Origin of the sequence: Peterkaempfera podocarpi, from assembly GCF_042466665.1 — a bacterium.
Lineage (GTDB): Bacteria > Actinomycetota > Actinomycetes > Streptomycetales > Streptomycetaceae > Peterkaempfera > Peterkaempfera podocarpi.
In genome coordinates this window covers 5,979,708-6,003,169 of the sequence record NZ_CP162102.1, presented here as the reverse complement: position 1 = coordinate 6,003,169, position 23,462 = coordinate 5,979,708, and the positions used below count along the sequence as shown (strand labels likewise).

The following is a 23,462-nucleotide window of genomic DNA, read 5'->3' as shown; positions in this document are numbered from 1 at the left end:
GGTTCGGGACGGCCCGTGCCTCACTGAGGTCTTCGATGAGTCAGCGGCCTTCCCAGTGGGGGGATCGCTTTTCGGCGAAGGCGTGGGCACCTTCCTGCGCGTCGTGGGACGCAAGAACCGGTGCGACGAGTTGGTCCTGCTGGCGGAACGCGTCCTGATCGCCGTATGCGGTGCGCTCGTTGACCGCGCGTTTGACGGCCGCAATGGACAGCGGGGCGTTGCGCGCGATGCGGTGGGCCAGTTCCACGGCCTTGGTGAGCGTCTCGCCGGGTGGGGTGAGGTGGTTGACGAGGCCGAGTTGGTGAGCCCGTTCGGCGGGCAGGGGGTCGCCGGTGAGGAGAATCTCCACGGCCATGTTACGGGGAATGCGTTCGGGCAGCCGTACGATTCCTCCTTCTGGGGGAACCAGGCCGAACGTCACCTCGGTGAGGCCGAAGGTGGCGTTCTGGGCGGCCACGATCAGATCGCAGGCGAGTGCCATCTCGGTGCCGCCGCCCAGCGCCCAGCCTTCGACGGCGGCGATGAGCGGGGTACGGAGGTCGGATCGGGTGAGGCCCGCAAAGCCCCGCCCGGGGATGACCGGAGTGTCTCCCTTCGCGAACGCCTTAAGGTCCATCCCCGCGCTGAAAATGCCTCCGGAACCGGTGAGTACACCGACCAACAGGTCGTCCTGGGCGTCGAGTTGGTCGAAGGCTTCGGCCAGCGCCCGAGCGGTGGCACCGTCGATTGCGTTGCGTACCTTGGGCCGGTCAATGGTGATCACGAGGACACCGTCGTGTTCTTCGGTGCGCACGGTGGGCGCATCCGCGGTGGGATTGTTGGTCATGGTGGGGATTCCTAGTCTTTCCCGCGGTGCGGGTCGTCTGCTGCTGACGGCGGAGGACTCCTCGGGGGTACTCGCGGCCCGGAGCCGGGGTGTTGTTTTCGGGCCACTGCTAGCCGGGGATCGCTCCGCCGGTACGCAGGGATGCGATGTCGTCGGCACGGAATCCGAGTTCTGTGAGGACTTCCTCGGTGTGCTCGCCCAGGTCGGGAGCCGGGTGTGGCGGAACCTTCGACTCCTGGTCCAGGTGCACGGGACTGTTGACGGTCAGGTGTGGTTCGCTGCTCCCGTCATCGATCGGCACCACGATCTGGTTGGCCAGCAGTTGGGGGTCGTGAGCGAATTCCTCCAGTGTCTGGACGACCCCGTAGGTGAGGCCGGCCGCATCGAGCACCTCGCGCCATTCGGCCAGGGGACGCGTGGCGAACCGCTTGTCCAGCAGCGTGACGATGTCAGCGGCGTGGGCGCGGCGGCTTGCGGTGTCGTGGAACCGAGGGTCCTCGGCGGCCTCGGGCTGGCCGATGGCCTTGAGGAAGAGGGGAACCTGCTTGTCCTCGTTGGCGAAGGCCAGGAGGATCCAGCGGTCGTCCGCGGTGCGGTACACGTTGGCCAGGGCGTTGGGCGGGTCGGAGCGGTCGACGGGCCGGGGGGCTTCCCGCCGAGCAGGGTGGCCTGCAGCCACATTCCCGCAGCCCAGGCACCCTCGGCGACCAAGGACGCGCTGACGCGTGCGCCCTGGCCGGTCTTCTCGCGTCGGTACAGGGCCGTCATGATCCCGGCGAACAGGGTGATCGCGGTGGGGTGGTCTCCGGAGCCGAACGCGTTGATGGCCGGGGCCGCGTCGCGCTGGCGGGTGAAGTCCATCAGGCCGCTGCGTGCCCAGAATGCCGTGACGTCGAAGCCGGGCAGATGCGCGTCCGGACCTGCCTCGCCGAAGCCGGTGACGTCGGCATAGATCAGCTGGGGGTTGATGGAGGCGAGATCGTCGTAGTCCAGGCCGAGCTTGTCCCGGGTGTGGGGCGGGAAGTTGGTGACCAGAACGTCGGCCCACCGCACCAGTCGTTCGAGTACGGAGCGGGCGTCGGACGATTTCAGGTTGAGCTCGATGCTGCGCTTGTTGCGGTTGTCGAGTTGCCAGGGGTAGTTGACCCCTTCGACCTGGGGGTTGGGAGGCATCCGGCTGAGGCCACGGTAACTGTCGCCGGTGTGCGGCGGTTCCACCTTGACGACGTCGGCGCCGAAGTCGCCGAGCATCGTGGCCGCGGCCGGGCCAGCGATGAAGCTGGCGACATCGAGGACGTGCAGTCCCTCCAGCAGCAAGGGCGTGTTCTCCATGGCAGGTTCCTCTTCCGCGGGGTTGTCCGGCGGACACGCAGGTGTCCTCGCCGGCACCGCCTGCGCGCGGGCAGCCAGGACGCACGGCAGGCGGCGCCGCGGCGAAGCGGGTACTGACGTGGCCGGTCGTGCAGTCGCAGAGCCGGCGCTGTGTGGCGCGGGGTGCGATCGCGCGCCGGTGCTAGTGGTGGCCGTTGGGGGCCATGGGCACGAAGGCGTTGTATCCCGTGATGTCGCGGCCTACGATCAGTGCCTGCACGGTGTCGGTGCCCTCGTAGGTGTCAATGGCCTCGATGTCGCACAGATGCCGGGCAACGTGATAGTCGAGCAGGATTCCGTTGCCACCGAGCATGTCGCGGGCGTCGGCGAGAATGGCCCGGGCGCGTTCCGTGTAGTGCATCTTGGCCAGCGCGACCCGCGGCATCGACATCTTGCCCTCGTCCATGAGCTGGCTGAGCCGGTAGTTCATGCACACCATGTCGGTGACATCCGCCAACATCCGCGCCAGCCGGTACTGGACGAGCTGGAAGGACGCCAGCGGTACGCCGAACTGCTTGCGCTGCTTGGCGTAGGCGAGGGCGGTCTCGTAGCCGGCGATCGCGGCGCCGACAGACTCCCAGGCCACACAGAATCGTGAGGCCAGCAGAACCTTCTCGGTGTCGCGAAAAGTGTGACACTCGGTCAGCCGGTTCTCGGCGGGCACCCGCACGTCCTTCAGGGAGATCTGCGCGTTCTGTACACAGCGCAGGGCCGTCTTGCCCCCGATGAACTCGGGGTCGAACCCGGTGGTGCCCTTCTCCACGATGTACCCGCCAACGTGACCGTCGTCGCCGCGAGCCCAGATGATCACGTAGTCGGCGAAGGTCGCGTTGCCGATCCACCGCTTGTGGCCGTTGAGTACGTAGGAGTCGCCGTCCCGGTGCGCGACCGTCTCCAGCTTGACCACGTCCGTTCCATGAGCGGGCTCTGTCAGGCCGAAGGCGCCGATCTTCTCCAGACGTGCCATCTGCGGCAGGAAACGCTGCTTCTGCTCCTCCGAGCCCAGCAGGTCGATCGACATCATGGCCAGCGCGGAGTGAACCCCCATGAAAGTGGACATGCTCAGATCGCCGCGGGCCAGCTCCATGATCACCACACCGGCCGTCACGTTGCTCATCCCGGGCGAGCCGTATCCGGGAATCTGGAAACCCGCAATGCCCAACTCCGCCAGCTTGGGCACCAGCTCATGCGGAAACTCCGCGCGCTCCCAGTAGGGGTTGATGATGGGGATGACTTCCTGGTCCATGAACTCACGTACGCGCTGACGCAGTGTCTGCTGTTCGTCCGTGAGTAGCTCGTTCAGCAGGTAGTAGTCCGTGTGCTCGGGTCCACCCAGCACTGGCGGTTGAACCACCGGCTGACCATTCCCGGAGCCGACGGTGGTGACGTCGATCGGCGTTATCGTGTCCTGGCGCTTCGCGTTCATCCGTCCGGCGCTCCTTTATTGGGTCGATCTGGGTCCGATCCGCCCTCATGAAAACGAGGCTACGGTCCGGTCGCAGAGAAACCATCGGACGCGGAGCACGAACTCCTCGAAGAAATTCGTACCGGTGACCCGATGCACTCAGGGTCACCGCTCCCGCACGGAAGGCACCGAGCCGGAAGACCTGGCTGCTGGATGCGCTGGATGGCGCCGCGGGGACCGTCGCGATAGCGTGACGATATGGCCGTGGGCAGCGTCGAAGCGGAAAAGTGCCTGGCTGCCGTGGCGTCGAAGATCGCGGGGCACATGCCGGAAGTCAGCCAGGACGTGTGGGAGGTCATTGTTGCCGAAATACCGCAGCTGAGGGGCGACGGAATAATTCTCAACACGCTCATGGCGAGCGTCGAGGAAAATGTTGCCACATTGCTGCACGGCTTTGAGAACGATATGCCGCTGGCCGACGTTGAAGGACCTGCGGCCGCATTGGATTATGCGCGGCGGCTGGCCCAGCGCAATGTTCCCGTCAGCTCGCTCATCAGGGCTTACCGGCTCGGCCACTGCCGTTTCCTGCGGTGGTGCATGGACGAACTCCGCCGTCACGGACCCGATGAGGATGTCTGCGCGGCTACCGCCCGCCTCATGCTGGAGCTGAGCTTCGGATACATCGACCGTGTCAGCGAACGAGTGATCGAGGTCTACCAACTCGAACGGGACCGTTGGCTGCTGGGCCAGACTGGCGTACACGCCATACGCGTGCAAGAGATCCTTGCCGGGAAGCACATGGATCCCGACTCGGCGGAATCAGCCCTCGGTTATCGCCTACGCCAAACCCATCACGTGGGGATGCTGCTCTGGCTACCCGAGGCCCCCCTCGGCGGTGAGGGGCTCGAACGACTCGACCGGCTAACAAGCCGGATCGGCGAAGAACTCAACTGCTCTTCCAAATCGCTGTTCGCTGCCCAAGACGAGACCCTGGCCTGGGCCTGGCTACCCTTCGGCTCGTCCCGCGACCTTTCCTGGGACAAGCTGGCGAACGCGGTCGAGGACGGCGACCCCACCGCGAGGGCTGCCGTAGGGGACGTGGAGCCCGGCGTCGAGGGTTTCCGTCGTACTCATCGCCAAGCTGTACGCGCACAGGAACTGGCTATGGCCGCAGGGCCGGAACCCCGGGTCACCATCTACGCCAGGGTGGCGCCAATCGCATTGATGTGCACGAACATCGAGGACACCCGCGCCTGGGTGTGGAGCGTGCTCGGTGCTCTGGCCGTCGATGACGAGCACTGCGCACGACTGAGGGAGACCTTGCGGACCTTCCTCGCCACCGGCTGCAGCTACACCGCCACCGCCAGCCGCCAGATCCTGCACAAGAATACTGTGCAGTACCGCATCCGAAAAGCCGAGGAAGCCCTGGGGCGTCCGTTGCAGGAAGGGCGCCGGGACCTGGAGATGGCGCTGCTCGCCGTCCAGTACCTCGGCTCGTCATTCCTGCGAACTGACCCGGACCCGTCCTGACCGTGCACCTCGGCGGTCCTCGTGGTCACGTTGGACGCGAAGTCCGCTCATGGTCTGCCCAACGCGGCCGGCGGGACGATCTCCCGCTTGAGGATCTTGCCGGTGGACCCTTTCGGCAGCGCGTCCACTATCCATACCTTCCGCGGATATTTGTACACGGCGACCTGGCGCTTGACGTATTCACGCAGTTCCTGGGCTGTGGTGGCGGCGCCTGGCTTGAGAACGACGGCGGCGCCGACCTCCTCGCCGAGATCGGGATCGGGCAGGCCGATGACCGCGGCATCGGCCACCGCCGGATGCTCGTACAGCACGTCTTCGACTTCGCGCGGATAGATCTTGTACCCGCCTCGATTGATCAGGTCCTTCTCCCGGCCGACAATCCAGAAGTATCCGTCCTGGTCGATCCGGCCGAGGTCGCCGGTGTGGAACCAGCCGTTGCGGATCGCGGCGACCGTGGCCTCAGGGCGCCGCCAGTACCCCTTCATCACATTGTGCCCGCGGATCACGATCTCGCCGGATTCGCCCTGCGGTACCTCGGTGTCGCTGTCGTCGACCACCCGCATCTGGACGCCGTCGATCGGGGTGCCGATCGAGCCGGGCCTGCGGGGGGCGTCCAGGCGGCTGAACGAGGCGACCGGCGAGGTCTCCGACAGGCCGTACCCTTCGAGCACGACACAGTCGAACGCGGCCTCGAAGGCGCGCAGCACCTGGAGCGGCATCGCCGCGCCACCAGAGACGGCCAGCCGGAGCCGGGAGAGGTCGTAGACGTCCCGGTCCGGCGGCTGCAACAGCCTGCTGAAGATCGTCGGCACCCCGGCGAAGACCGTCACCCCGTGCTCGGCCAGCATCCGCAGCGCCTGCCCGGCGTCGAAGCGCGGCAGCAGCGTCAGACACGCACCGGAGGCGACGGCGGCGTTGAGCGTGCAGCTCTGCCCGAACGCGTGGAACAGGGGGAGCCCACCGAAGATCACGTCGTCCGAGGTGAGATGGAGCAACTGGGCCGACACGATGTCGCAGTTGCGGGTGAGGTTGGCGTGGGTCAGTTCGGCGCCCTTCGGCTGACCGGTCGTTCCCGAGGTGTAGAGGATCACCGCGGTGTCGTCCTCGTGCCGCTCGATCACGTCCTCGCCGAGTGGGGCGGATTCGAGCAGAGCCTCGAATCCACCAGGGCCGACTATTATCGCATCAGCCTCGACCTGCTGTGCGCCGGTCCGTACCTCGTCGGCGAAGGCGGGCCGCGCGAACAGCAGGCGGGCGCCTGAGTCGCCGAGGTAGTAGGCGACCTCCCGGGCCTTGAGCAGGGGGTTCATTGGAACGACGATGCCGCCGGCCCGGAGCACGCCGAGGTAGGCGATGGCGAATTCCGGACTGTTGGGCAGCATGATCGCAACTTGGTCGCCTGGTTTGACGCCGCGGTCGCGGAGCAGTCCGGCCATGCGGGCGCTGACCTGGTCGAGCGCGCGATACGAGAGGATGTCATCCCCCAGACGCAGCGCGGCGCGGTCCGGGTAGGAGCGGGCGCTTCGTATGACGTTCGACGCGAGGTTCACGGCAGGGCCACCCTTCAGAATGCTTGCCTTCGTCGACCGCGTAGCCTCAGCAGGAGCGGCGAGATGACGCGCGCCGCCCTCGTGCCCAACGGAACCTGCAGGTGATCGCCGTCGAGATCACCTCATTGGTCGCGGCTTGCGCTCCGCGGCCTTCTCAATGGCGACGTTGGCGTCCCATAGCGGGCGTGGTCCCACTGCCACACTGGGCGCGGGTCCAACGAATCCGCCCGTCGTCCACCTCGCACCTCGCACGGGACCGTGCGACCGGGGCGCCGGAGTCTTGCGCGATCGCCGGCGGAATCCCATCGCGTGCACCACCGGCATGCACGAAGGATCCAATGTCCATTCTGCCGCACCACCTGGGTGCCGCATCTCAGGTCATTGTTCGCAGATCTCACCCGCCTACGGCTGCTCGGTGGGAATCACGACATGGGCGATCCCGGTGAGGTTGCCCTGCGCGATGAGGATCTCTCTGCGGTTCGATCCGTCGAGATCGGCCGCGTAGACGGTCCCGGCCATGTCGGTCACGAATATGCGGCTGCCGTCCAGATCGAGAGCGATGCCGATGCCTTCCATCAGATGGGTCCACAGAATCTCGGGCTCCCGCTGCCCGTTCGGCGCGTCCACCGGCGTACGGTTCACGGAGTTGCCTCGCGGCGGGTCCCCGCGGTCGGTCCAGTACAGCGTGCGCTCCGTGAGGTCGAGATCCAGGTCGATCGGCTCCGGCAGCCCCTGGAGCAGCACCTCGATGTCCCTGCGGTCGGCTGCGGATTCGCCGGTGGGCACGTCGATCCCGGCCCGCAGGATCTTCCCGAGTCCCGCATCGCTCGGTCCTTTCTGCGTCCAGTACAGATGCCCGCCGCCAGGGTCGACGGCGACTCCGACGCACCATCTGGTCTGGTCGCGGCGGTCGTCGTCTCCCTGCCCTGTCTGCACGAGCGTCTCGATGTTCGATCCGTCGAGGTCGCAGCGCATGACGCGCATTCCTTCGCGGTCGCCCCAGTACAGCTTCCGGTTGACGACCTCCAGATGCAGCTGCTTCGGGGTGTACGTTCCACCGCTGGGAACGATCGTCGTCCGGTTGCTCCCGTCCAGGTCGACGCGCTCGATCGAGCCGTCGTTCACCGGCGGAGATCCCATGTTCGTCCAGTAGATGTGCCCCGCCTCCACATCGACGGCCACACCATCGGGGAACCTGCAGCCGGTGACGATGATCTTCTTGTCGGTGCCGTCGGGTTTCACGGAGAACACTCGACCGCCACTGAGTTCGAGCACGAACAGTCTTTCCTGCCGTTGTATCACCGTCTCTCCTCTCGGGTGGGAGCCCGCTGCTCGGGGGGTAAGGGGTGCTGTCTCATGCCGACCGATCGGCTGCGTCGCGGGGCGGGCCGGGTGTGGCGCGCACGGCGAGCAGGCTGAGCAGCATCGCGTCGCGCTGGGCGGCCAGTTCGTCGACCGAGTGACCGTCCGCCTCTTCCAGGACGCCGTCGACGATCTTCTCCTTGAGGTCGGGCGTGAGTTCCGGGGTGCCCAGTTCCTCCCACATCCCGATCAAACGCGGCATGAGAGTGTCCATGAAATGCTGGATGCCACCCTCGCCTCCGCCCAGATGCCACAGCAGACTGGGTCCCATGACGCCCCACCTGAGTCCTGGCCCCCAGGACACCGCGTCGTCGGAGTCCGCGACGTCGAGTACTCCCTCCTTGATCAGGTGGACGACCTCGCGGTACAGCGCGGCCTGGATACGGTTGGCGACGTGACCGGGGAGTTCCTTTTTGAGGTGGATCGGCTTCTTGCCGATGGCGGCGTAGAAGGACAAGGCGTCCCGGATCGTCTCCGGTGCGGTTCTCGTTCCGCCAACGACTTCGACCAGTGGGATGATGTGCGGCGGGTTGAAGGGATGCCCGATGAGGGTGCGCTCCGGATGCCGGCACTCCGCCTGGATGACGCTCATCGTGATGCCCGACGAACTCGACGCGATGATCGAATCCGGCGGCGGCGTGGCGTCGTCGATGTCGGCGAACAGCTTGACCTTCAGTTCCGGGCGCTCCGGTGCGTTCTCCTGCACGAAATCGGCGCCAGCCACGGCCTGCCGCATGTCGGTGGTGAATCTCAGACGGTCGGGTGAGGCTCCGGGCTCGGCTCCAAGTGTGGCCGCCGCATCCCATGCTGCGTCCACATACGACCTAAGGGCGTCTTCCGCACCGGGGCCAGGGTCGGTTGCTGTGACGTCGAAGCCCCGAGCGAGATAGTGCGTGGCCCAGCTCGCTCCGATGGTGCCGGTTCCGACGATCGCTACATGATGGACGGGTTTGCGTGTGTTCATGGCTTGTCGTTGCTCCTGAGTGTCGGGTGCCCGTAGGCGAGCGGAACCACGGCCAGATGGTCAGAGGCCAGGACAGCTCGGCCAGCCTGTCGTCGGCCGCCTTGTTGCGCTGCTCGCGCTGTCTGCGGCGCGGTCAGGCAAGGCCGGCGGCCCTGCCCAACGTGGGGGAAGCACCGGACGCGCCGACCGTGGCACGGCGGTAGGGGCCTAAGAGGGCCGGGAAAACTGCGGTGCTCCCTTCTCGCGCGGTCGGTACATGCGGCTCGAGTCCGCCCACCGGCCTCTTCTTGCTCGTTCAATCGGGTGGCCTGGCGCGTGACCACGGGTACGAGGACTCCGCGATCGGCGGCCCTGGCGGTGGCTCCTGTGGCTCCGTTCCAGGGTGCGACTCTTGCCCACCCGGGGCATCTCGGGGACCGCCGGAGGGCCGGATTCCGGTCACGTTGCGAGTTCAGGTGATGTCGGTCCGGACGGCCTGTGAGGCATGGTCGGCGCTGGAACCGCCCGATGTCCCGGCGGCTCTGCCGACTGCACCCATGCACCAGTGCCCAAACCCAGGTCACGTCCGCTGGAGTGGTGTATGAGTCGGCCACTCGGTGATCCGTGTCGAGGTTATGCGGTCAGTTCGGCTGGGGTGGCGGTGTCTTCGGCGGTTCCGTCGATCGGGTGGAGGCGGGCCTTGGCGAGGAGGTCGAGGCCCATGTAGCGCCGGGCTTCGGTCCACTCGTCGTTCTGCTCGGCCAGCACGGCGCCGACAGCTGTACGCGACCGTTGCCGCCCACGAACTGGCAGCGGTCGCCAACGCCACCCGCCTGGACCCCACCGACCTCCCCGGATACGCCGGCCGCGTCCACGACTACTTCACTGCCCACCCCGAACGCCTTCGCCTCATGCACTGGGGCCGCCTCGAACTCGCCCGCCCCCGGCCCCGACGACCCCGCTCAGGCCACCGTGCGCCACAAGACCGCGCAACTGCGCGACGCGCAGAAAGCCGGCCATCTGGACCCGGCCTGGGACCCCGCCGACATCCTGGTGTTCGTCAACCAACTCGCCATGTCCTGGGCCGGCCAAGCCGACCTGCTGCCCGCAGACGAGGAAGCACGCGCAACGTTCCTGGCAGCCATCGTGGCAGCCGTACAGCGCCTGTTCCCCGCCGCTGCGGTCTAGCGACGACAAGATCCGCCGGGCACCGCCTAGGTGTACTGACCCGCAGGGTTGTTGACGCGGGTGATCGGGGGGTGGCCTGCGTGTGCGGTGTGGCAGCGATGGTAGTTGTAGCTATGCAGGAAGTTGGCCAAGGCGGCGGTGCGTTCGGTGTTGGTGGTGTAGAGCTGTCGTCCTCGCCAACCAGGTCGGCATGATCGTCGTCACGCAGCTGGCGACCTGGGCCGGCGACGTAGCCTTCAAGCAGGGGCACCCCGGCTCCGGCATCACGGCCTACAACTACGGCCTGCAGCCGTGGCAGATGCCCCAGGCCATCGTGACCGTGTCCGTGATGACAGCGGTCCTCCCCCGGATCACCCGGGCCGCCGTCGACGGCGATGTCGGGGCCGTACGCGAGGACATCTCCTACGGACTGCGGACCTCCGCCGTGGCCATCGTCCCGTGCGCCTTCGCCTTCCTCGCGCTCGGCGTCCCCATGTCCACCCTGATGTACCCCAGCTCCGGCGCGGACGGCGCACGCAACATCGGATTCGTGCTGATGGCCTTCGGCCTGGGCCTGATCCCCTACTCCGCCCAGTACGTCGTCCTGCGCGGCTTCTACGCCTACGAGGACACCAAGACGCCCTTCTACAACACAGTGATCGTCGCGGCCGCCAACGCCGTCGGTGCGGCTGTGTGCTTCGTCCTGCTGCCGGCCCGCTGGGCCGTCGTCGGGATGGCCGCCTGCTACGGGCTGGCGTACATCATCGGCGTCCGCGTCGCCGTCAAGCGGCTGCGCCGCCGCCTGGGCGGCGACCTGGACGGCAAGCGCATCGCCCGCACCTACACCCGACTCATCGCGGCCAGCATCCCCGGCACGCTGGCGGCCGGGGCTACGGCGTGGCTGCTCACCGGTCTCCTGGGCAGCGGCGTCATGGCCTCCCTGACCACCGTCGTGGTCGGCTTCGCCCTCCTGCTGGGCCTGTTCTTCCTGACCTCCAGGCGCATGGGCATTCCCGAACTCACCGGCATGCTCGCAATGGTCCGCGGACGCATCGGGCGCTAACCAGCCCTCACGCCCCGCCCACGGCCGTGCGTCTGCCCACCGCGGCGCACGGCCGTGGGCGAAGCAACCCCAGGACGACGCGAAGGGCCCGAACCGGATGAAGAAGAACACCGAGAAGGCGCAGCGCCGCCGCGACCGCGCACGGATAGCCAGGCTCCGCAGGGAGATCGCGGAGCTCCGCTACGAGGTCGTCTTCGGCAACCCACCGATCGAGCTGCGCCGCCGCCTGGCCATCCTGGAGGCCCAGTGGCGGAACCTGCCCCGCAGCCCAAGAGCAGCACGAAGGCTGCGGAAGGAAATGGTGCGCGCCTCGCGGCATCTGCCCCACCCCAGAGCTGCCGTGAGCAGCCTGGCACCAGGCGCCTGGGGAAAGATCCTCGGCAGGATGTGGCAGGCAGCACCTCGCAGGTAACACCTGATCTGGATGCCTGCGCTGTCCTGCGAGCAAGGACATGCGGAGGCACTGGTCCGAACCGTCGTCGAAGTCGACACCAGCGGCGACGGCGGCCTAAACAGTCGCGTCGACAACGGCCTCGGTCTCCAGCGGCTCCCGCGGACGGTGGTGAACGCAGGCGGGCTTGTTGTCGAAGACCGGGCAGAGGTTGTCGTGGATCGTGGAGGCGGTGATGCGCACCTTCCCGCATCCCCGCCTCCCCTCGAAGCTAGTCAGGCACCTGTACGACGGCGTCTTGGCGCTCGTGCGGCTCCCCGCCAGCGGCTGGTGGCAAAGCCCACACTCTGACAGGCCACGGCCCAGCAGATACTCGTATTCAGGCTCGCGGTCAGCGTCAGCTACACCGCGCCGGCGATCCGGGAGCTGCTGCAGCTCCCGGAACTCCTCTGGGGTGATCAGCGCCTCGCGACCGGTCTCGACCAGCTCACCCGTATCCGGGTCCCGCTCCAGACCTGCAATCGCGGGGTTGTCGAGCAAGCGGCCCAGCGTCATGCTGTTCCACTCGCCGCCCATGGTGCCTCGGTGGCCTTCGGCGTTCATCCAGGCCGCGACCTGGGCGCGGGATTGCCCGGCCTTGCGGCGACTCACGGCCTCCCGTACGACCTGCCGCTCCTGAACGCGGACACGCGTCAGCGCCTGGTTGTCGAAGCCGTACAAGCGCGGCATGCCACTGTCTGCGAGGGCACTGGTCTGGACGCCTTGCCTCCAGCACACCGTCGTCCCCAGCCCGGCAGAGCCGACACCATGGGCACCGACCTCCCCCGGTCAGCCCCCCACCCTCCGCATCTGAACCGGGGAGCCCCGGCGCACCAACGGCATCGGGCACGGAGCCCAGGATTGACCCAGGCGGGGCACCGGCGGGCCTCCCGATCCACACCGATCCCGCCCCGCGCGGGCTGGGATAGCACTCGTGCAAGAAGCCCCCAAAGGCTACAAATCCGGCCACCTGAACTCATTAACTGACGCGATGTCAGCGGGGCCGCTCACCGAATGCTCACGCAGGAGGGAGGGCGCTCGCACGACACGCAACCCCTCAACAAAGCCGCAGGTCAGCGACATCCGCCCAGGGCACCGAAGCCCGCCCCAAAACCTCGCTCACCTGCAGTAAAGGCAGAGGCGAGAGGTTGTGATTTCTAGCCCGATTTCCGGCAAAACCACAGGTCAGAGGCCTGCAAGGGTGGGCGCAGACGGTTTCGAACCGCCGACCCCTGCTTTGTAAGCGCTACAGCTCCCGTGACGGACCGTGCCATCCGGTCCGTCACGGGAGCTATTTGTCCGACAAAGCATCGATTTCTCTACCACCTCATGACGAGGCGTGCCGGGCAGTCCGTCGTCGTCCGCTCACCGAATGCTCGCGCAACGGGGGAGACTGAGGCGCCGCTGGCGGCCCGAAATACACAGCGTCGCGGCAGCGCGGCGTCACGGCTGGCGCTGCCCCCGCTGACGTACTCCGGCGCACTCAAGCGACCTTGACCGCGTGGGGGCCGATACTGACGGTCACATCCACACGGCCGCCCAACGCCGCGGCGTAGGCCCGCAACGTCTCCAGTTCCATCGCCTCGATGTCCCCGTTCTCGATCTGGGAAATCCGCGACTGCGAAACACCCACCAGGGCCGCAACCTCGGCCTGGGTCTTACCGACCATCTTGCGCAGCTCACTCAGGTGAAGCCCCGCGACCTGGGCATCCAGCTCGGCGTCCGCCCGGGCCTGGAGCTCCGGGTCGGCCATCTCCGGGTGGCGCCGGTGGGCCTCCGCCTTCACATCCCGCCAACGGCGTGCCGGGCTCATCGCCTCTCCTCCTTCGTCTGCTGCTCCTGCTCCGCCTTCTTCTCCTCGCGGTAGGCCGCGTAGCGCTGCTCCGCCACGGCGATCGCCTCCGGATACCAGCGCGACCATCGGCCGGCCTGGTCCCCTGCCACCAGGAAGATCGCTTCCCAGGGGTTGCGCCGGCAGGAATTCCAAGAATTCGGAATGCGTGTCAAGCGGCTTTGTTGTGCGGGGTGAGGTTGATGGTCAGGTCGGCGCCGAGAGCCTGAGCCAGGCGGCGCAGGAGGGGAAGCGTAGGCACGGTCCCGCCGCCTTCGAAGCGGGAGATCTGCGGCTGCTTCATCCCGCACCGCTCGGCCAGCTCGGCCTGGGAGAGCCCGAGCTCGATGCGCCGGTCGTGGACGAGTTGCCCGAGCTCACGGGCGAGCGCGGAAAGCGGGTCCTGCATGGTTCCTCCCCGCCTTACGCCGCTGGGGCGACGATGGTGACGGTGGGCTCGTCTCCGCCGGCGAGGTGTACGTCCACCGTGAGGTCCAATGCGCGGGCCAGGCGCATGATGACTGCGATGGGCGGCAGCTCGGTGGCCGTCTCGATGCCCTCGATGTCATCGACGCCGACGTGCATGCGATCGGCGAGGTCGGCCTCGCTCAGGCCCAGCTGCTTACGCCGGTCGTAGACGGCCTTGCCCAACGTCATGGCGAGGCCGGCCTCTTCGTAGACCCGGTCGTACTCGGGGTCAGCGTCCAGGTGTTCGCCCAGCAGCTGGCGGTGGCGACGGGTCCTCCATTCGCTGTGGTTCATCGGTTCTCCTTGAGGTTGCGGCTGTAGAGGTCGTGCTCGGCGGCGGCTTCATGCTCTGCCTCGCACAATCGCTGTGCGGCGTGGGCGCGGTCCACTTCGGCCTGCTCGCGCATCTTGGTCTTGCGGAACACGGTGAGCAGCACGACACGTCGGCCGGGCGCCAGCCAGTAGGTGATCCGCTGATGGGCATCGCCCAGGCGGAAGCGCAGCTCGCGGAGCTTGCCGCCCAGGTGGCGAGAGTGCGGTTCGTCGAGCGTGGTGGGCTGCTCGGCGAGCAGGTCGGCGACGCGTTCGGCCTGCTTGTAGTGATGGGCGGGAATGTTCTCCAGCCACAGCCGCACCTCCGGCTCGATCTCGATCGAGTACCGCCCACTGTCCATATCGCCGATGATATATGGCACGGGGTGCACGCCGACCACCGCGCTCGGCGAGTCCGGCGGCGGGCGTGAGGGTCGGCCCCCTGGTCGGCCATGTGCCTGCGATCCGGCCGCAGGATGGTCGTGCCGACAAGCTGACACCCAACCCGACCTCCGACAGCCCGGGCACCGTGACCGGCAGTGCCGTCATGGCCGCCGGCCTCTTACTCGCCTTCGTCGCCGGCATCCGCAGCATGACCACAGCCCGGCGCACCCGGCGGACCGCCCCTGAGCGCGCCTGACCGACTACCTCAGCGCCAGCAGGAACGGCAATCCGCCACCAACGACAGGTTTCGGACAGGCATGCCGCGCCCCGCGGCTGCCGCCTGTGCGGAAGCTGCGGGGCGCGGCAGGATGGGCGGGCTCAGCTCTGAGCGGCGAGCTGGGCCTTCAGCTGCGGCCAGTAGCGGACCATCTCCGAGCGGTAAGGGATGGTGGTGAAGTAGCGGTTGTAGAGCTTGAGGAAGGTCCCGTCGGAGACCAGCGCGGCGAGCTCCTTCTCGTAGGCGTCGTAGAAGGCCTTGTTGCCCTTGCGGAAGGCAACGCCGGCAGGGTTGGGTTGCAGGGCACTGGTGGCGATCCGCAGCAGGCCTGGGTGCTGCTGCATGGTGATGGAGGCCTGGGACAGGCCCATCACATAGCCGTCGAGGCTGCCGTTGATCAGCTGGCTGAGAGCAGTGTTGTCGTTGTTGAAATCGATGATCTTGGACTGCTTGAGATTCTCGGCGGCGTAGTCGGCCTGGGAGCTGCCGGTGGCGACGCCGACGCGCTTCCCGGCGAAGTCCGCCAGGGTGTGCGCGGACGACTCCTTGCGGACCATGGTGATGTTCTGGCCCCAGGTCAGCGGGGTGGAGAACAACACGTTCCGGGCCCGCTCCGGGGTCTGGCTCAGCGACACCGCCGCGTAGTCGTACTGGCCCGAGGTCAGGCCGGCCAGCGCTGCCGGGACGGTGGTCTGCTTGTAGACGACCTTGACCCCGAGCCGCTTTGCGATGATGCCGGTCAGATCGATGATCAGGCCCTGGGCCGGCCGTCGGGGCCTGGAGAGGCGAAGGGCGCGTTGTCCGGGATGGTGGCGGCGGTGATCACGCCGTCGTTGATCAGTCCGTACTTGTGCTGGGCGGAGTCCGAGCTGCTGCACGCGGTGAGGGCGCCGAGCAGCAGTGCGCTCGCGGCGAGCAGGGCCGGGAGGCGAGAGCCGGTGGATCTCACGTGTTGCTCCTTTGCATGCGTGGGTGGGTCGGGGGCTGGCGGTGCGGGACAGGAACGGTCGGGAGGGTCAGAGCACCTGGGAGAGGAACCGGCGCAGCCGGTCGGTCCGCGGGTCGGTGAGGAGTTCGTGGGCGTTGCCCTCCTCCACCACCTGGCCGGACTCCAGGAACATCACGCGGTCGGCGGCTTCCTTCGCGAACCCCATCTCGTGGGTCACCACGAGCATGGTCATCCCGGTGCCGGCGAGGTCGCGCATGACCGCGAGCACGCCCTTGACCAACTCCGGGTCGAGCGCGCTGGTCGCCTCGTCGAAGAGCATGACGGTGGGCTCCATGGCCAGCGCCCGGGCGATCGCGACCCGCTGCTGCTGACCGCCGGAGAGCGCTGCCGGCCGACGGTCGGCGAACTGGCCCAGCCCGACCCGGCTCAGCTGGAGCTCGGCGACCTCGTCCGCCTGGTCCTTGTCGAGCTTGCGGACCCGCGTCAGCGCCAGGGTGATGTTGCGGCGGACCGTGAGGTGGGGGAAGAGGTGGAAGTGCTGGAAGACCATACCGATCCGGGCGCGCAGCGCATTGAGGTCCACCTGCGGGGCGGTGATCTCCTCCCCCTCGACCCGGATGGTGCCGCTGGTGGGAACCTCGAGGAGGTTCACACAGCGCAGCAGCGTGGACTTGCCCGAGCCGGACGGCCCGACCAGGCAGACGGTCTCACCGGGTGCCACCTGCGCGGAGATGCCCTTGAGCACCTCGACCGGGCCGAAGGACTTGCGTACGTCGACGAGTTCGAGCGCCGGCCTCGCCTGCTGAGCGGTCATGCGGCGGTACCTTCCAGGACGTCGGCGGTCGAGGCGACCTGTGCCGGGAGGCGCCGACCGTCGCCCAGCCGCCGGTGGAGCCAGTTGACGAGGTAGGTGAGCGGGATCGTGATCGCCACATAGAAGAGGCCCGCCAGCACCAGGGCCGAGGAGTTGTACGAGGTCGCCTGCTGCTGCTGTGCGATGAAGTACAGCTCGCGCTGACCGACCGACAGTCCCAGCAGGTAGACCAGGGCGCTCTCCTTGACCGAGACGATGAACTGGTTCGCCAGCGCCGGGAGCACATTGCGCAGCGCCTGCGGGGCGATCACCAGCGCCAGGGTGCTGAGGTAGCTCATGCCCAGGCTGCGCCCGGCCTCCATCTGGCCGACGGGCACACTCTGGATGCCGGAGCGCAGGATCTCGGCGATGTACGCGGCGTTGATCAGCCCCACCGCGAGCACCGCGTAGCCGACCGGCGAGGTACCGAACAGGTGCAGGCCGGCGACCGGCAGGCCCAGCCCGATCAGGGAGACGGTGACCACGGCCGGCAGGCCGCGGAAGACGTCCACGTACACGCGCGCCGGCAGCCGCGCCCACCAGGGGCGGGCGATCAGCAGGACGGCCAGCAGGCCGCCGACGGCGAGCCCGAGCACGATCGCCAGGGCTGCGATCAGCAGGGTGTTGGTCAGGCCTTCGGTCAGCAGGCTCGGGAAGACCTGAGCCATCTCGTGAACGTCGAAGAACGAGTGGAGGAAGTCGTTCATGCTGCTGCTCCGGGTGCCGGCTGCGGCGGGAGCAGTCCGGCGAAGAAGTCCTTGACCACGGGCAGCACTCCCATCCCGTCGTGGGGCACTTCCGGCACCAGGTCGAAGCGGACGGCTATGCCGTGTCGCTCGAAGTCCGCACGCAGCGTGCGCAGCCGGTCGATGCGGGTCAGGCCTGCGGCGTCGGCGCCGTCCATCCAGTTGCTGTCGCCCGGGTTGTTGATCTCCCAGGTCTCGGTGTCCGCCTCGCCCACCGCCATCTGGACCGCGACCTCGCGCATGGCGGCCAGCTCGGGTGCGCGACCGAAGCGCTCGGCGAAGTCCTCGGTGCCGAGCCACCAGGGCAGCGAGGGGTCGAGCCGGGTGATCCGGCCCGGGGCGCCGATCGAGACGCCGGCGAGCCGGTCCGGGTGGAGGTAGAAGAAGCGGTGCGCGAACTGCCCGCCGCCGGAGAAGCCCTGGAGCAGGAAGCGGTCGGTCCGGGCGTTGAACCGCTCCCCCACCTCCGCGACGATCTCCAGCAGCACCTGGTCGAAGCGGATGCCCCGGTACTCGATGAACTTGAAGTTGTGCAGGTCCTCGGAGTCGAGCAGTCCCGCTGGGAACAGCGGGGCCAGCACGATGCAGCGGTGCCGCTCGGCGAACTCCGAGAACGCGTCGCGGTACTCGACCGCGGTCCGGCCGGTGCCGTGCTGGATGACGACCAGCGGCAGCGGTTCGGCGTCCCGGCCGTGCCCGGCCGGCACATGCAGGCAGTAGGAGAAGCGCTGGTCGCAGCGGGCCGCGAAAAGCGTGGTCCGGCCGGTCAGATAGAAGTCCCGCGGATGCCGGGTGACGGGGACCGGCGGCAGGTCCGAGTCGTCGTACAAGGGGTCTCGCTTTCGTCCGCAGGGCCGGCGGGCCGGCCTGCTCGGTCGCCGCACATCGTAGATACGGCTCCGCGGGCCTCCTCACACACCTACCGCTGTCGCGGTAATGATGGGCGCTGGTCTCGGAAGTCGTGGTCGTCTTGGCGCTCTCTGCCAGCCCTCGGCCGACCGAAAGGACCCGCCATGCCCGCCCCGCGGCGCTGCCCTCCGGATGCCCCCTGGATCTGCGACACCGGCGCGGTGGACGCCGCCGGGATCCACGGTTTCCTGCGCCTGCTGGAGCAGCGCGAGATGCCGCTCACCAGTCTGCTGATCCACCGTGGTGGACGGACGGTCTTCGCCCACTGGTGGTGGCCGTTCCGCGCCGATCTGCCGCATATGCTGCACTCCGCGACCAAGAGCTTCACGGGCACCGCGGCCGGCTTCGCCCTCGGGGAGGGACGGCTGCGGCTGGACGACCGGGTCACGGACTTCTTCCCCGAGCACCTGCCGGCGCGAGTCGGCCCCCACCTGCGGGCCATGACCGTACGCGACCTGCTGACCATGCGCACCGGCCACACGGCCGGAGTGTCCGGGGCCACCTGGCGGCTGCTGGACACCAGCTGGGTGCAGGCCTTCCTGGCCGAGCCGGTGCCCGAACCGCCGGGACAGCGCTTCACCTACTCCAGCGCAACCAGCCACATGCTGTCGGCGGTCGTCCAGCGCGCAACCGGCGAGCCGGTCGCCGACTACCTCACCCCGCGCCTCTTCGAGCCGCTCGGCTACCGGGGCTGGACCTGGGACAGCGACCCGGAGGGCATCAGCACCGGCGGCAACGGCCTCTCGCTACGCGCCCAGGACTTCCTGGCCTACGGGGTGTTGCACCTGCGGGGCGGCCGCTGGGGCGGACAGCAGGTGCTGCCACCCGGCTGGGCCGAGCAGGCGTCGGCGCCGCATGTGGACCGGGCGGTCGCCGGAACGTGGAACGGCAGCGCGTTCGTCCGTACGGAGGACGGCGTGGGCGGCGCGGAGGAGAGGTACGGCTACCAGCTGTGGCTCGGCCCCGGGCCCTCGTACTACGCCGCCGGGATCTTCGGTCAGTACTGCTTCGTGCTCCCCGGGCACGACACCGTGGTGGCGGTGACCGGGGCGATGGGAGGCTGGCGGCACCGCGGCCTGCCCGACCTGGTGGCCGAGCACCTGCTGCCCGCGCTGCAGGGGCGGGGCACCGTCGATGGCCGACTGGAGGAGCAGCTGGCCCGTACCGGCCGGCCGAAGGATCCCGGCGCGGGGGTCGACCCTGCACCCGGGCTCGGTGGCAGCTACGCCTGCGAACCCAATGAGGAGGGGCTCAGCCGGATCGCCTTCCGCTTCGAGGACGGTGTCTGCAAGATCCGCCTCACCGACGACCGGGGCGCCCATGTCGTACGGTGCGGCCTCGGCCAGCCGCTGGAGGGGATGACCACGGTCACCCGGTGGCGCCTGCACCACTCCTACCAGCCCGCCGAGTCGCTGGTGGTCGGCGAGGCCCGCTGGACCGCGCCCACGGTGCTGAAACTGACCTGGCGCTTCGCGGGCTCGCCCTTCACGGACACCGTGGTGTGCCGGTTCGACCAGGACCGGGTGGCGCTCGACCGCAGCGTCAACGTCAACACCGGGCCCTGCACGATGCCGACCGTGAGGGCCCGGCGGAGCCCCGCCGACCGTGACCTAAGCTGACGGCCATGCCGGTCGTCCTGTTGCTCGAAGGCGTGCGTCGGGAGCAGGTGCAGGTGCGCCTCTCCCCCCTCGCCGAGCTGTGCGCGACCCTGCACGCGCTCGCCGACCCGGACCACCACCCGGCCAGCGGCCAGTGGGCGGCCAGCACCAGGGCCGAGGCCCCGGCCGAGCTGGTCGCAGGCTGCGACGAGTGGGCACCGCTGTACGGGGCACTGCGCGCGCAGTACTTCTACCCCACCGTCGGCGGGGCCGCCGAGGACCTCGACACCGAGATGGCCAGGATCGCCGCCCTGGGCATGGGCGACTTCGTCGATATGACGGCAGCGGCCATCCTCGGCAGACGGCGCGAGTGCACCCCCGCCGGACCGCTGCGCGAGGAATGGGCGCGGCGGCGGTTCTTGGAGGCAGCCCGGCACGCCTCCCCGCACCGGCACGCCCTGGCCCAGCGGCTTGCCGACGACCCGAGCGGCTTCCGCGACCGGCTGGTCGGATTTCTGCGCACCTTCGCCGAACAGGTCTTCCAGACCTTGTGGGCCCGTCACCGGCCCGCCCTCCAGGCGGAACTGCACGCGCGCCGGCTCGACCTGCACAACCGCGAGCTCGGTGCGCTGAGCAGCCTCGCGCCCGGAATCAGTGAGTTCCAGCAGCCGCACCGGCTCGTCTTCGACAAGCTGTACCAGGCCGTGATCCGGCTGGGCGACCGCCCGCTGCTGCTCCTGCCGTCGGCCCACGGCGCCCCCCATCTGGTGATCAAGCACCAGCCGGGCCTGCCGGTGAGTATCCAGTTCCCCCTCGTGCGGCAGACCGCCCAACCGGCATTCCCCCAGGTCCAGGAACGCCTCAAGGCCCTCACCGACCCCAACCGGCTCGCCGTCTGCCGCGCCGTGGTCCGCGAACCGGCCACCACCGTCGACATCGCCGCCAACACCGGCATGACCGAACCCCAGGTCTCCCGCCACCTCCGCCGACTCCGTGACACCGGCCTCGTCCACCGCGAGCGCGAGGGCCGACTCGTCTTCTACTCACTCAACACCGAGGCCCTCAGCCGCCTCGGCCTGGATCTCCTCGACACCATGCGCCGCTGACCCGGCCGACGCCGGGGCAAATGTGGCTCTCCTGCTGGGTGTCTATCAGGGGGACTGTCGGGGCATGGGGTATCTGCCGGCCTCGACGACGGCGTTCAGCAGCGTCCTTCTTCGACTCGTCGACGACACCCGGTTTCAGCGTCAACTGAACCGCGCGAGAGTGGGGGTGTGGCGATGGGGCCACGGATCGAGGTCGCGGACCTGGCCGGAGAGCGGACCAGGTCCGAGATCTTCACCCTGGTCCTGACCGAGGGGCCCCTCTCCCGAACCGCTCTCTCCGAGCGGCTGGGCCTCGTCCCCTCCACGATCACGCGAGTGCTGCCGACGAGCTGGTCGACCTCCACTTCGCCGACGAGCAGTCAGTGGTGCAGACCCGCTTTGCGACCACAGCGCTCAGGCGATCTCAACATCAACAAACGTCATGGGCGTACTCCAACTGCAAGGAGGAAGCAGTGATCAATGCTCGTTCGCGCACGATATCTTGTGGGGCTCGTAAAGTCATCGCCGCAGGTCGGGACGTAGAGCGTTCTCGGCTGGGACCATGTCCGCCGTGATCCTCTCGATGCTGTACAAGGTAGCCCGCAAGCTGCTGTCCGTCCCCGGAGTGCTGCTGCGCCGCGACACCTCCAAAGAAGCAGAGTTACTCGTGCTCCGCCACGAGAATGCGGTGCTACGTCGTCAGATCGCCGGCCCGGTCCGCTACGAGCCCGCAGACCGGTTCTGGCAGGCCGCACTCACCAGCCTGATACCCCGGTACCGCTGGCGCGAGGTCTTCCCGGTCACGCCCAGTACCCTGCTGGCCTGGCACCGCAGATTCATCGCCGCGAAGTGGGACTACAGCGCCCGACGCGCCCGCACCGGACGCCCGCCGACCAAGGCGGCGCTCAAGAAGCTGGTCCTGCAGCTCGCTCGCGAGAACGCACAGTGGGGCCACAGGCGGATCCAGGGCGAACTGGCCCGTCTCGGGCACCCGATCGCTTCCTCCACGGTCTGGGAGATTCTCCACGCAGCGGGCATCGATCCGGCCCCGCGCCGTACCGGCCCGACCTGGCGAGAATTCCTCACCAACCAGGCCCAGGGCATCATCGCCGTCGACTTCTTCCATCTCGACCCCGCACGCGGCAGGCGCCTGTACGCGCTGGCGCTCCTCGAACACGGCACCCGACGCCTGCACATCACCGGCGTCACCGCCAACCCCACCTGGGACTGGGCGGAACAACAGGCCCGGAACCTCGCCGCCGACCTCGGCACACGCATCGAGTCCCTGCGCTTCCTGCTACGTGACCGCGACGGCAAGTACGGCCAGTCCTTCGACGCTGTCTCCGAAGCCGAGGAGATGGAGATCCTCAAGAGTGCGCCGCGGGCCCCTCGGATGAACGCCCACTGCGAGCGGGTGATCGGCAGCATCCGGCGCGAGGCCCTCGACCACGTCCTCATCATGAACGAGGCCCATGCCCGACACGCCCTGGCCACCTACCAGCGGCACTACAACGAGCACCGCCCCCACCGGGCCCGCAACCAACTACCTCCGGGTGCCGACCAACAGCCCATCGCGATGCACGAGCTCGAAGGCCGCAGACTCCTGCGGACCCGCATCCTCGGCGGCGTCATTAACGAGTACCGATACGCGGCTTGACCTGCAGAGACGACTTTCCGAGCCCCACAGGGTGTCCCGCTCCCCCACCACCTCGACCCGCTGACCGGACGCAGCAGCCTGAGCCAAGTCCTGCTGGGCCTCCGTCAAAGTCTCCTGTGTGTCAGCCCAAGCGGAAGACGAACCAATCGACGGCAACGGCGAGGCCGCGAGCAGGAAGGTCAGCACCGATACTGCCAGCGGCTTGACCCACCCCCCCACGCGCCCCACCCAACATGGGCGGACGCATGATTGAACCTTTCACGATCACTGGTACGTGAAGGTCGAGGGTTGACTATGTGAATGAACGCAGTCAAGAGACAACACGAAGAAGATCAACTATGACCTAGATCACAGTCTCGGTTGTCCAGATTTAGCCGCCAGACATCCTCGGATCAAGCCTCCCGAACGACATCGTTCGGCACTCATGGGCCAACGGGATGCGAACCGCCACACTCACTCGCAAACGGGATAATGACGCACCGTCTTCCCCATACATGACAGAACGCCGACCGGGCTGCGGGATACGCCGATGCCGTTGCAGACGGCACCCGCCGAGCGCAAGGCCTACCACCAGCAGACCGAGGCAGTGCCGAGGCCACCGAGCCACGCAGGCAGACCCCCGTCATGCGGGTACGCGGCAACTGCTCCATGCCTTGAGAGGTCGCCGGTTTGAAGTTCCCCGGGGCAACCCTGGAGCTTGGCTCGCCCGCCAGGCAGTCCCCCGTGCCGGACCGCGCGCCGGCAGG

General features: G+C 68.1%; 20 protein-coding genes and 6 pseudogenes. 7 read left to right on the top strand and 19 right to left on the bottom strand.

What is annotated here, in order from left to right; translation table 11 throughout:
* Positions 1-40 precede the first annotated feature (40 nt).
* The 3 genes and pseudogenes from AB0761_RS26390 to AB0761_RS26380 all read right to left on the bottom strand — a co-directional run bounded on the left by AB0761_RS26390 (position 41) and on the right by AB0761_RS26380 (position 3,623).
* Positions 41-826 carry a crotonase/enoyl-CoA hydratase family protein gene (locus tag AB0761_RS26390; RefSeq protein WP_377271620.1) on the bottom strand — a complete coding sequence of 262 codons (786 nt, stop codon included), beginning with the start codon at positions 824-826 and terminating at the stop codon, positions 41-43.
* Positions 827-935: 109 nt separating this feature from the next.
* Positions 936-2,077: pseudogene (locus tag AB0761_RS26385) on the bottom strand (CaiB/BaiF CoA transferase family protein).
* A gap of 262 nt (positions 2,078-2,339) precedes the next feature.
* Entirely contained in the window at positions 2,340-3,623 is a 1,284-nt protein-coding gene (locus tag AB0761_RS26380) for an acyl-CoA dehydrogenase family protein (RefSeq protein ID WP_377271619.1), read from the bottom strand.
* A 243-nt stretch (positions 3,624-3,866) separates the two neighbouring features.
* On the opposite strand from AB0761_RS26380, the gene AB0761_RS26375 reads away from it, so the two are divergent.
* Positions 3,867-5,132: a PucR family transcriptional regulator gene (locus tag AB0761_RS26375; RefSeq protein WP_377271618.1), complete on the top strand. Its 1,266-nt coding sequence runs from the start codon at positions 3,867-3,869 to the stop codon at positions 5,130-5,132.
* 47 nt (positions 5,133-5,179) lie between these two features.
* Here AB0761_RS26375 and AB0761_RS26370 read toward each other — a convergent pair whose 3' ends face one another.
* From AB0761_RS26370 to AB0761_RS26355, 4 genes and pseudogenes are all read right to left on the bottom strand, one after another.
* Complete coding sequence (locus AB0761_RS26370; protein ID WP_377271617.1) at positions 5,180-6,682, bottom strand: long-chain fatty acid--CoA ligase; 1,503 nt, start codon at positions 6,680-6,682, stop codon at positions 5,180-5,182.
* A gap of 402 nt (positions 6,683-7,084) precedes the next feature.
* Positions 7,085-7,957, bottom strand: a complete 873-nt coding sequence (locus AB0761_RS26365; protein WP_377271616.1) for a 3-hydroxyacyl-CoA dehydrogenase — start codon at positions 7,955-7,957, stop codon at positions 7,085-7,087.
* 79 nt (positions 7,958-8,036) lie between these two features.
* Positions 8,037-9,008 carry a 3-hydroxyacyl-CoA dehydrogenase NAD-binding domain-containing protein gene (locus tag AB0761_RS26360; protein WP_377271615.1) on the bottom strand — a complete coding sequence of 324 codons (972 nt, stop codon included), beginning with the start codon at positions 9,006-9,008 and terminating at the stop codon, positions 8,037-8,039.
* A 612-nt stretch (positions 9,009-9,620) separates the two neighbouring features.
* A pseudogene (locus AB0761_RS26355) lies at positions 9,621-9,764 on the bottom strand (IS256 family transposase); the annotation flags it as partial.
* A 2-nt stretch (positions 9,765-9,766) separates the two neighbouring features.
* On the opposite strand from AB0761_RS26355, the pseudogene AB0761_RS26350 reads away from it, so the two are divergent.
* A pseudogene (locus AB0761_RS26350) lies at positions 9,767-10,175 on the top strand (hypothetical protein).
* A gap of 26 nt (positions 10,176-10,201) precedes the next feature.
* On the opposite strand, the pseudogene AB0761_RS26345 reads toward AB0761_RS26350, so the two are convergent.
* Positions 10,202-10,330: pseudogene (locus AB0761_RS26345) on the bottom strand (IS481 family transposase); the annotation flags it as partial.
* Here AB0761_RS26345 and murJ point away from each other — a divergent pair.
* Together murJ and AB0761_RS26335 are read left to right on the top strand one after the other, a co-directional pair.
* A pseudogene (gene murJ / locus AB0761_RS26340) lies at positions 10,330-11,217 on the top strand (murein biosynthesis integral membrane protein MurJ); the annotation flags it as partial. The pseudogenes AB0761_RS26345 and murJ sit on opposite strands and share 1 nt — an antisense overlap.
* A 97-nt stretch (positions 11,218-11,314) precedes the next feature.
* A complete protein-coding gene (locus AB0761_RS26335) occupies positions 11,315-11,629 on the top strand; it encodes a hypothetical protein (RefSeq protein ID WP_377271614.1) in 315 nt (104 codons plus the stop codon).
* Positions 11,630-11,725: 96 nt separating this feature from the next.
* On the opposite strand, the gene AB0761_RS26330 is transcribed toward AB0761_RS26335, so the two are convergent.
* From AB0761_RS26330 to AB0761_RS26280, 11 genes and pseudogenes are all read right to left on the bottom strand, one after another.
* On the bottom strand, positions 11,726-12,328 hold the full coding sequence (locus AB0761_RS26330; RefSeq protein WP_377271613.1) for a recombinase family protein: 603 nt from the start codon (positions 12,326-12,328) through the stop codon (positions 11,726-11,728).
* A gap of 802 nt (positions 12,329-13,130) precedes the next feature.
* Entirely contained in the window at positions 13,131-13,460 is a 330-nt protein-coding gene (locus tag AB0761_RS26325) for a helix-turn-helix domain-containing protein (RefSeq protein ID WP_377271612.1), read from the bottom strand.
* Positions 13,457-13,591 (bottom strand): hypothetical protein, encoded by a 135-nt coding sequence (locus AB0761_RS26320; RefSeq protein ID WP_377271611.1) that lies wholly within the window; start codon positions 13,589-13,591, stop codon positions 13,457-13,459. The genes AB0761_RS26325 and AB0761_RS26320 overlap by 4 nt, the downstream gene beginning before the upstream one ends.
* A gap of 59 nt (positions 13,592-13,650) precedes the next feature.
* Positions 13,651-13,866: pseudogene (locus tag AB0761_RS26315) on the bottom strand (helix-turn-helix domain-containing protein); the annotation flags it as partial.
* 35 nt (positions 13,867-13,901) lie between these two features.
* Positions 13,902-14,240 (bottom strand): helix-turn-helix domain-containing protein, encoded by a 339-nt coding sequence (locus tag AB0761_RS26310; RefSeq protein ID WP_377271610.1) that lies wholly within the window; start codon positions 14,238-14,240, stop codon positions 13,902-13,904.
* The gene (locus AB0761_RS26305; RefSeq protein ID WP_019886780.1) at positions 14,237-14,620 is read right to left on the bottom strand and encodes a type II toxin-antitoxin system RelE/ParE family toxin; all 384 of its coding nucleotides are present in this window, start codon (positions 14,618-14,620) and stop codon (positions 14,237-14,239) included. Before AB0761_RS26305 ends, AB0761_RS26310 begins: the two co-directional genes overlap by 4 nt.
* Before the next feature lie 400 nt (positions 14,621-15,020).
* The gene (locus tag AB0761_RS26300; protein WP_377274335.1) at positions 15,021-15,650 is read right to left on the bottom strand and encodes a substrate-binding periplasmic protein; all 630 of its coding nucleotides are present in this window, start codon (positions 15,648-15,650) and stop codon (positions 15,021-15,023) included.
* Between the two features lie 20 nt (positions 15,651-15,670).
* Positions 15,671-15,868 carry a hypothetical protein gene (locus AB0761_RS26295; protein ID WP_377271609.1) on the bottom strand — a complete coding sequence of 66 codons (198 nt, stop codon included), beginning with the start codon at positions 15,866-15,868 and terminating at the stop codon, positions 15,671-15,673.
* Positions 15,869-15,935: 67 nt separating this feature from the next.
* The gene (locus AB0761_RS26290) at positions 15,936-16,682 is read right to left on the bottom strand and encodes an amino acid ABC transporter ATP-binding protein (protein ID WP_377271608.1); all 747 of its coding nucleotides are present in this window, start codon (positions 16,680-16,682) and stop codon (positions 15,936-15,938) included.
* Entirely contained in the window at positions 16,679-17,428 is a 750-nt protein-coding gene (locus AB0761_RS26285) for an amino acid ABC transporter permease (RefSeq protein ID WP_377271607.1), read from the bottom strand. The genes AB0761_RS26290 and AB0761_RS26285 overlap by 4 nt, the downstream gene beginning before the upstream one ends.
* Complete coding sequence (locus tag AB0761_RS26280; protein ID WP_377271606.1) at positions 17,425-18,297, bottom strand: alpha/beta hydrolase; 873 nt, start codon at positions 18,295-18,297, stop codon at positions 17,425-17,427. Before AB0761_RS26280 ends, AB0761_RS26285 begins: the two co-directional genes overlap by 4 nt.
* A 183-nt stretch (positions 18,298-18,480) precedes the next feature.
* On the opposite strand from AB0761_RS26280, the gene AB0761_RS26275 reads away from it, so the two are divergent.
* The 3 genes from AB0761_RS26275 (at position 18,481) to AB0761_RS26265 (ending at position 22,716) form a co-directional block, all read left to right on the top strand.
* Complete coding sequence (locus tag AB0761_RS26275; RefSeq protein ID WP_377271605.1) at positions 18,481-19,995, top strand: serine hydrolase domain-containing protein; 1,515 nt, start codon at positions 18,481-18,483, stop codon at positions 19,993-19,995.
* A gap of 5 nt (positions 19,996-20,000) precedes the next feature.
* Positions 20,001-21,080 (top strand): DUF5937 family protein, encoded by a 1,080-nt coding sequence (locus AB0761_RS26270; protein ID WP_377271604.1) that lies wholly within the window; start codon positions 20,001-20,003, stop codon positions 21,078-21,080.
* 550 nt (positions 21,081-21,630) lie between these two features.
* Positions 21,631-22,716 carry an integrase core domain-containing protein gene (locus AB0761_RS26265; protein WP_377274333.1) on the top strand — a complete coding sequence of 362 codons (1,086 nt, stop codon included), beginning with the start codon at positions 21,631-21,633 and terminating at the stop codon, positions 22,714-22,716.
* The last annotated feature ends 746 nt before the right edge of the window (positions 22,717-23,462 follow it).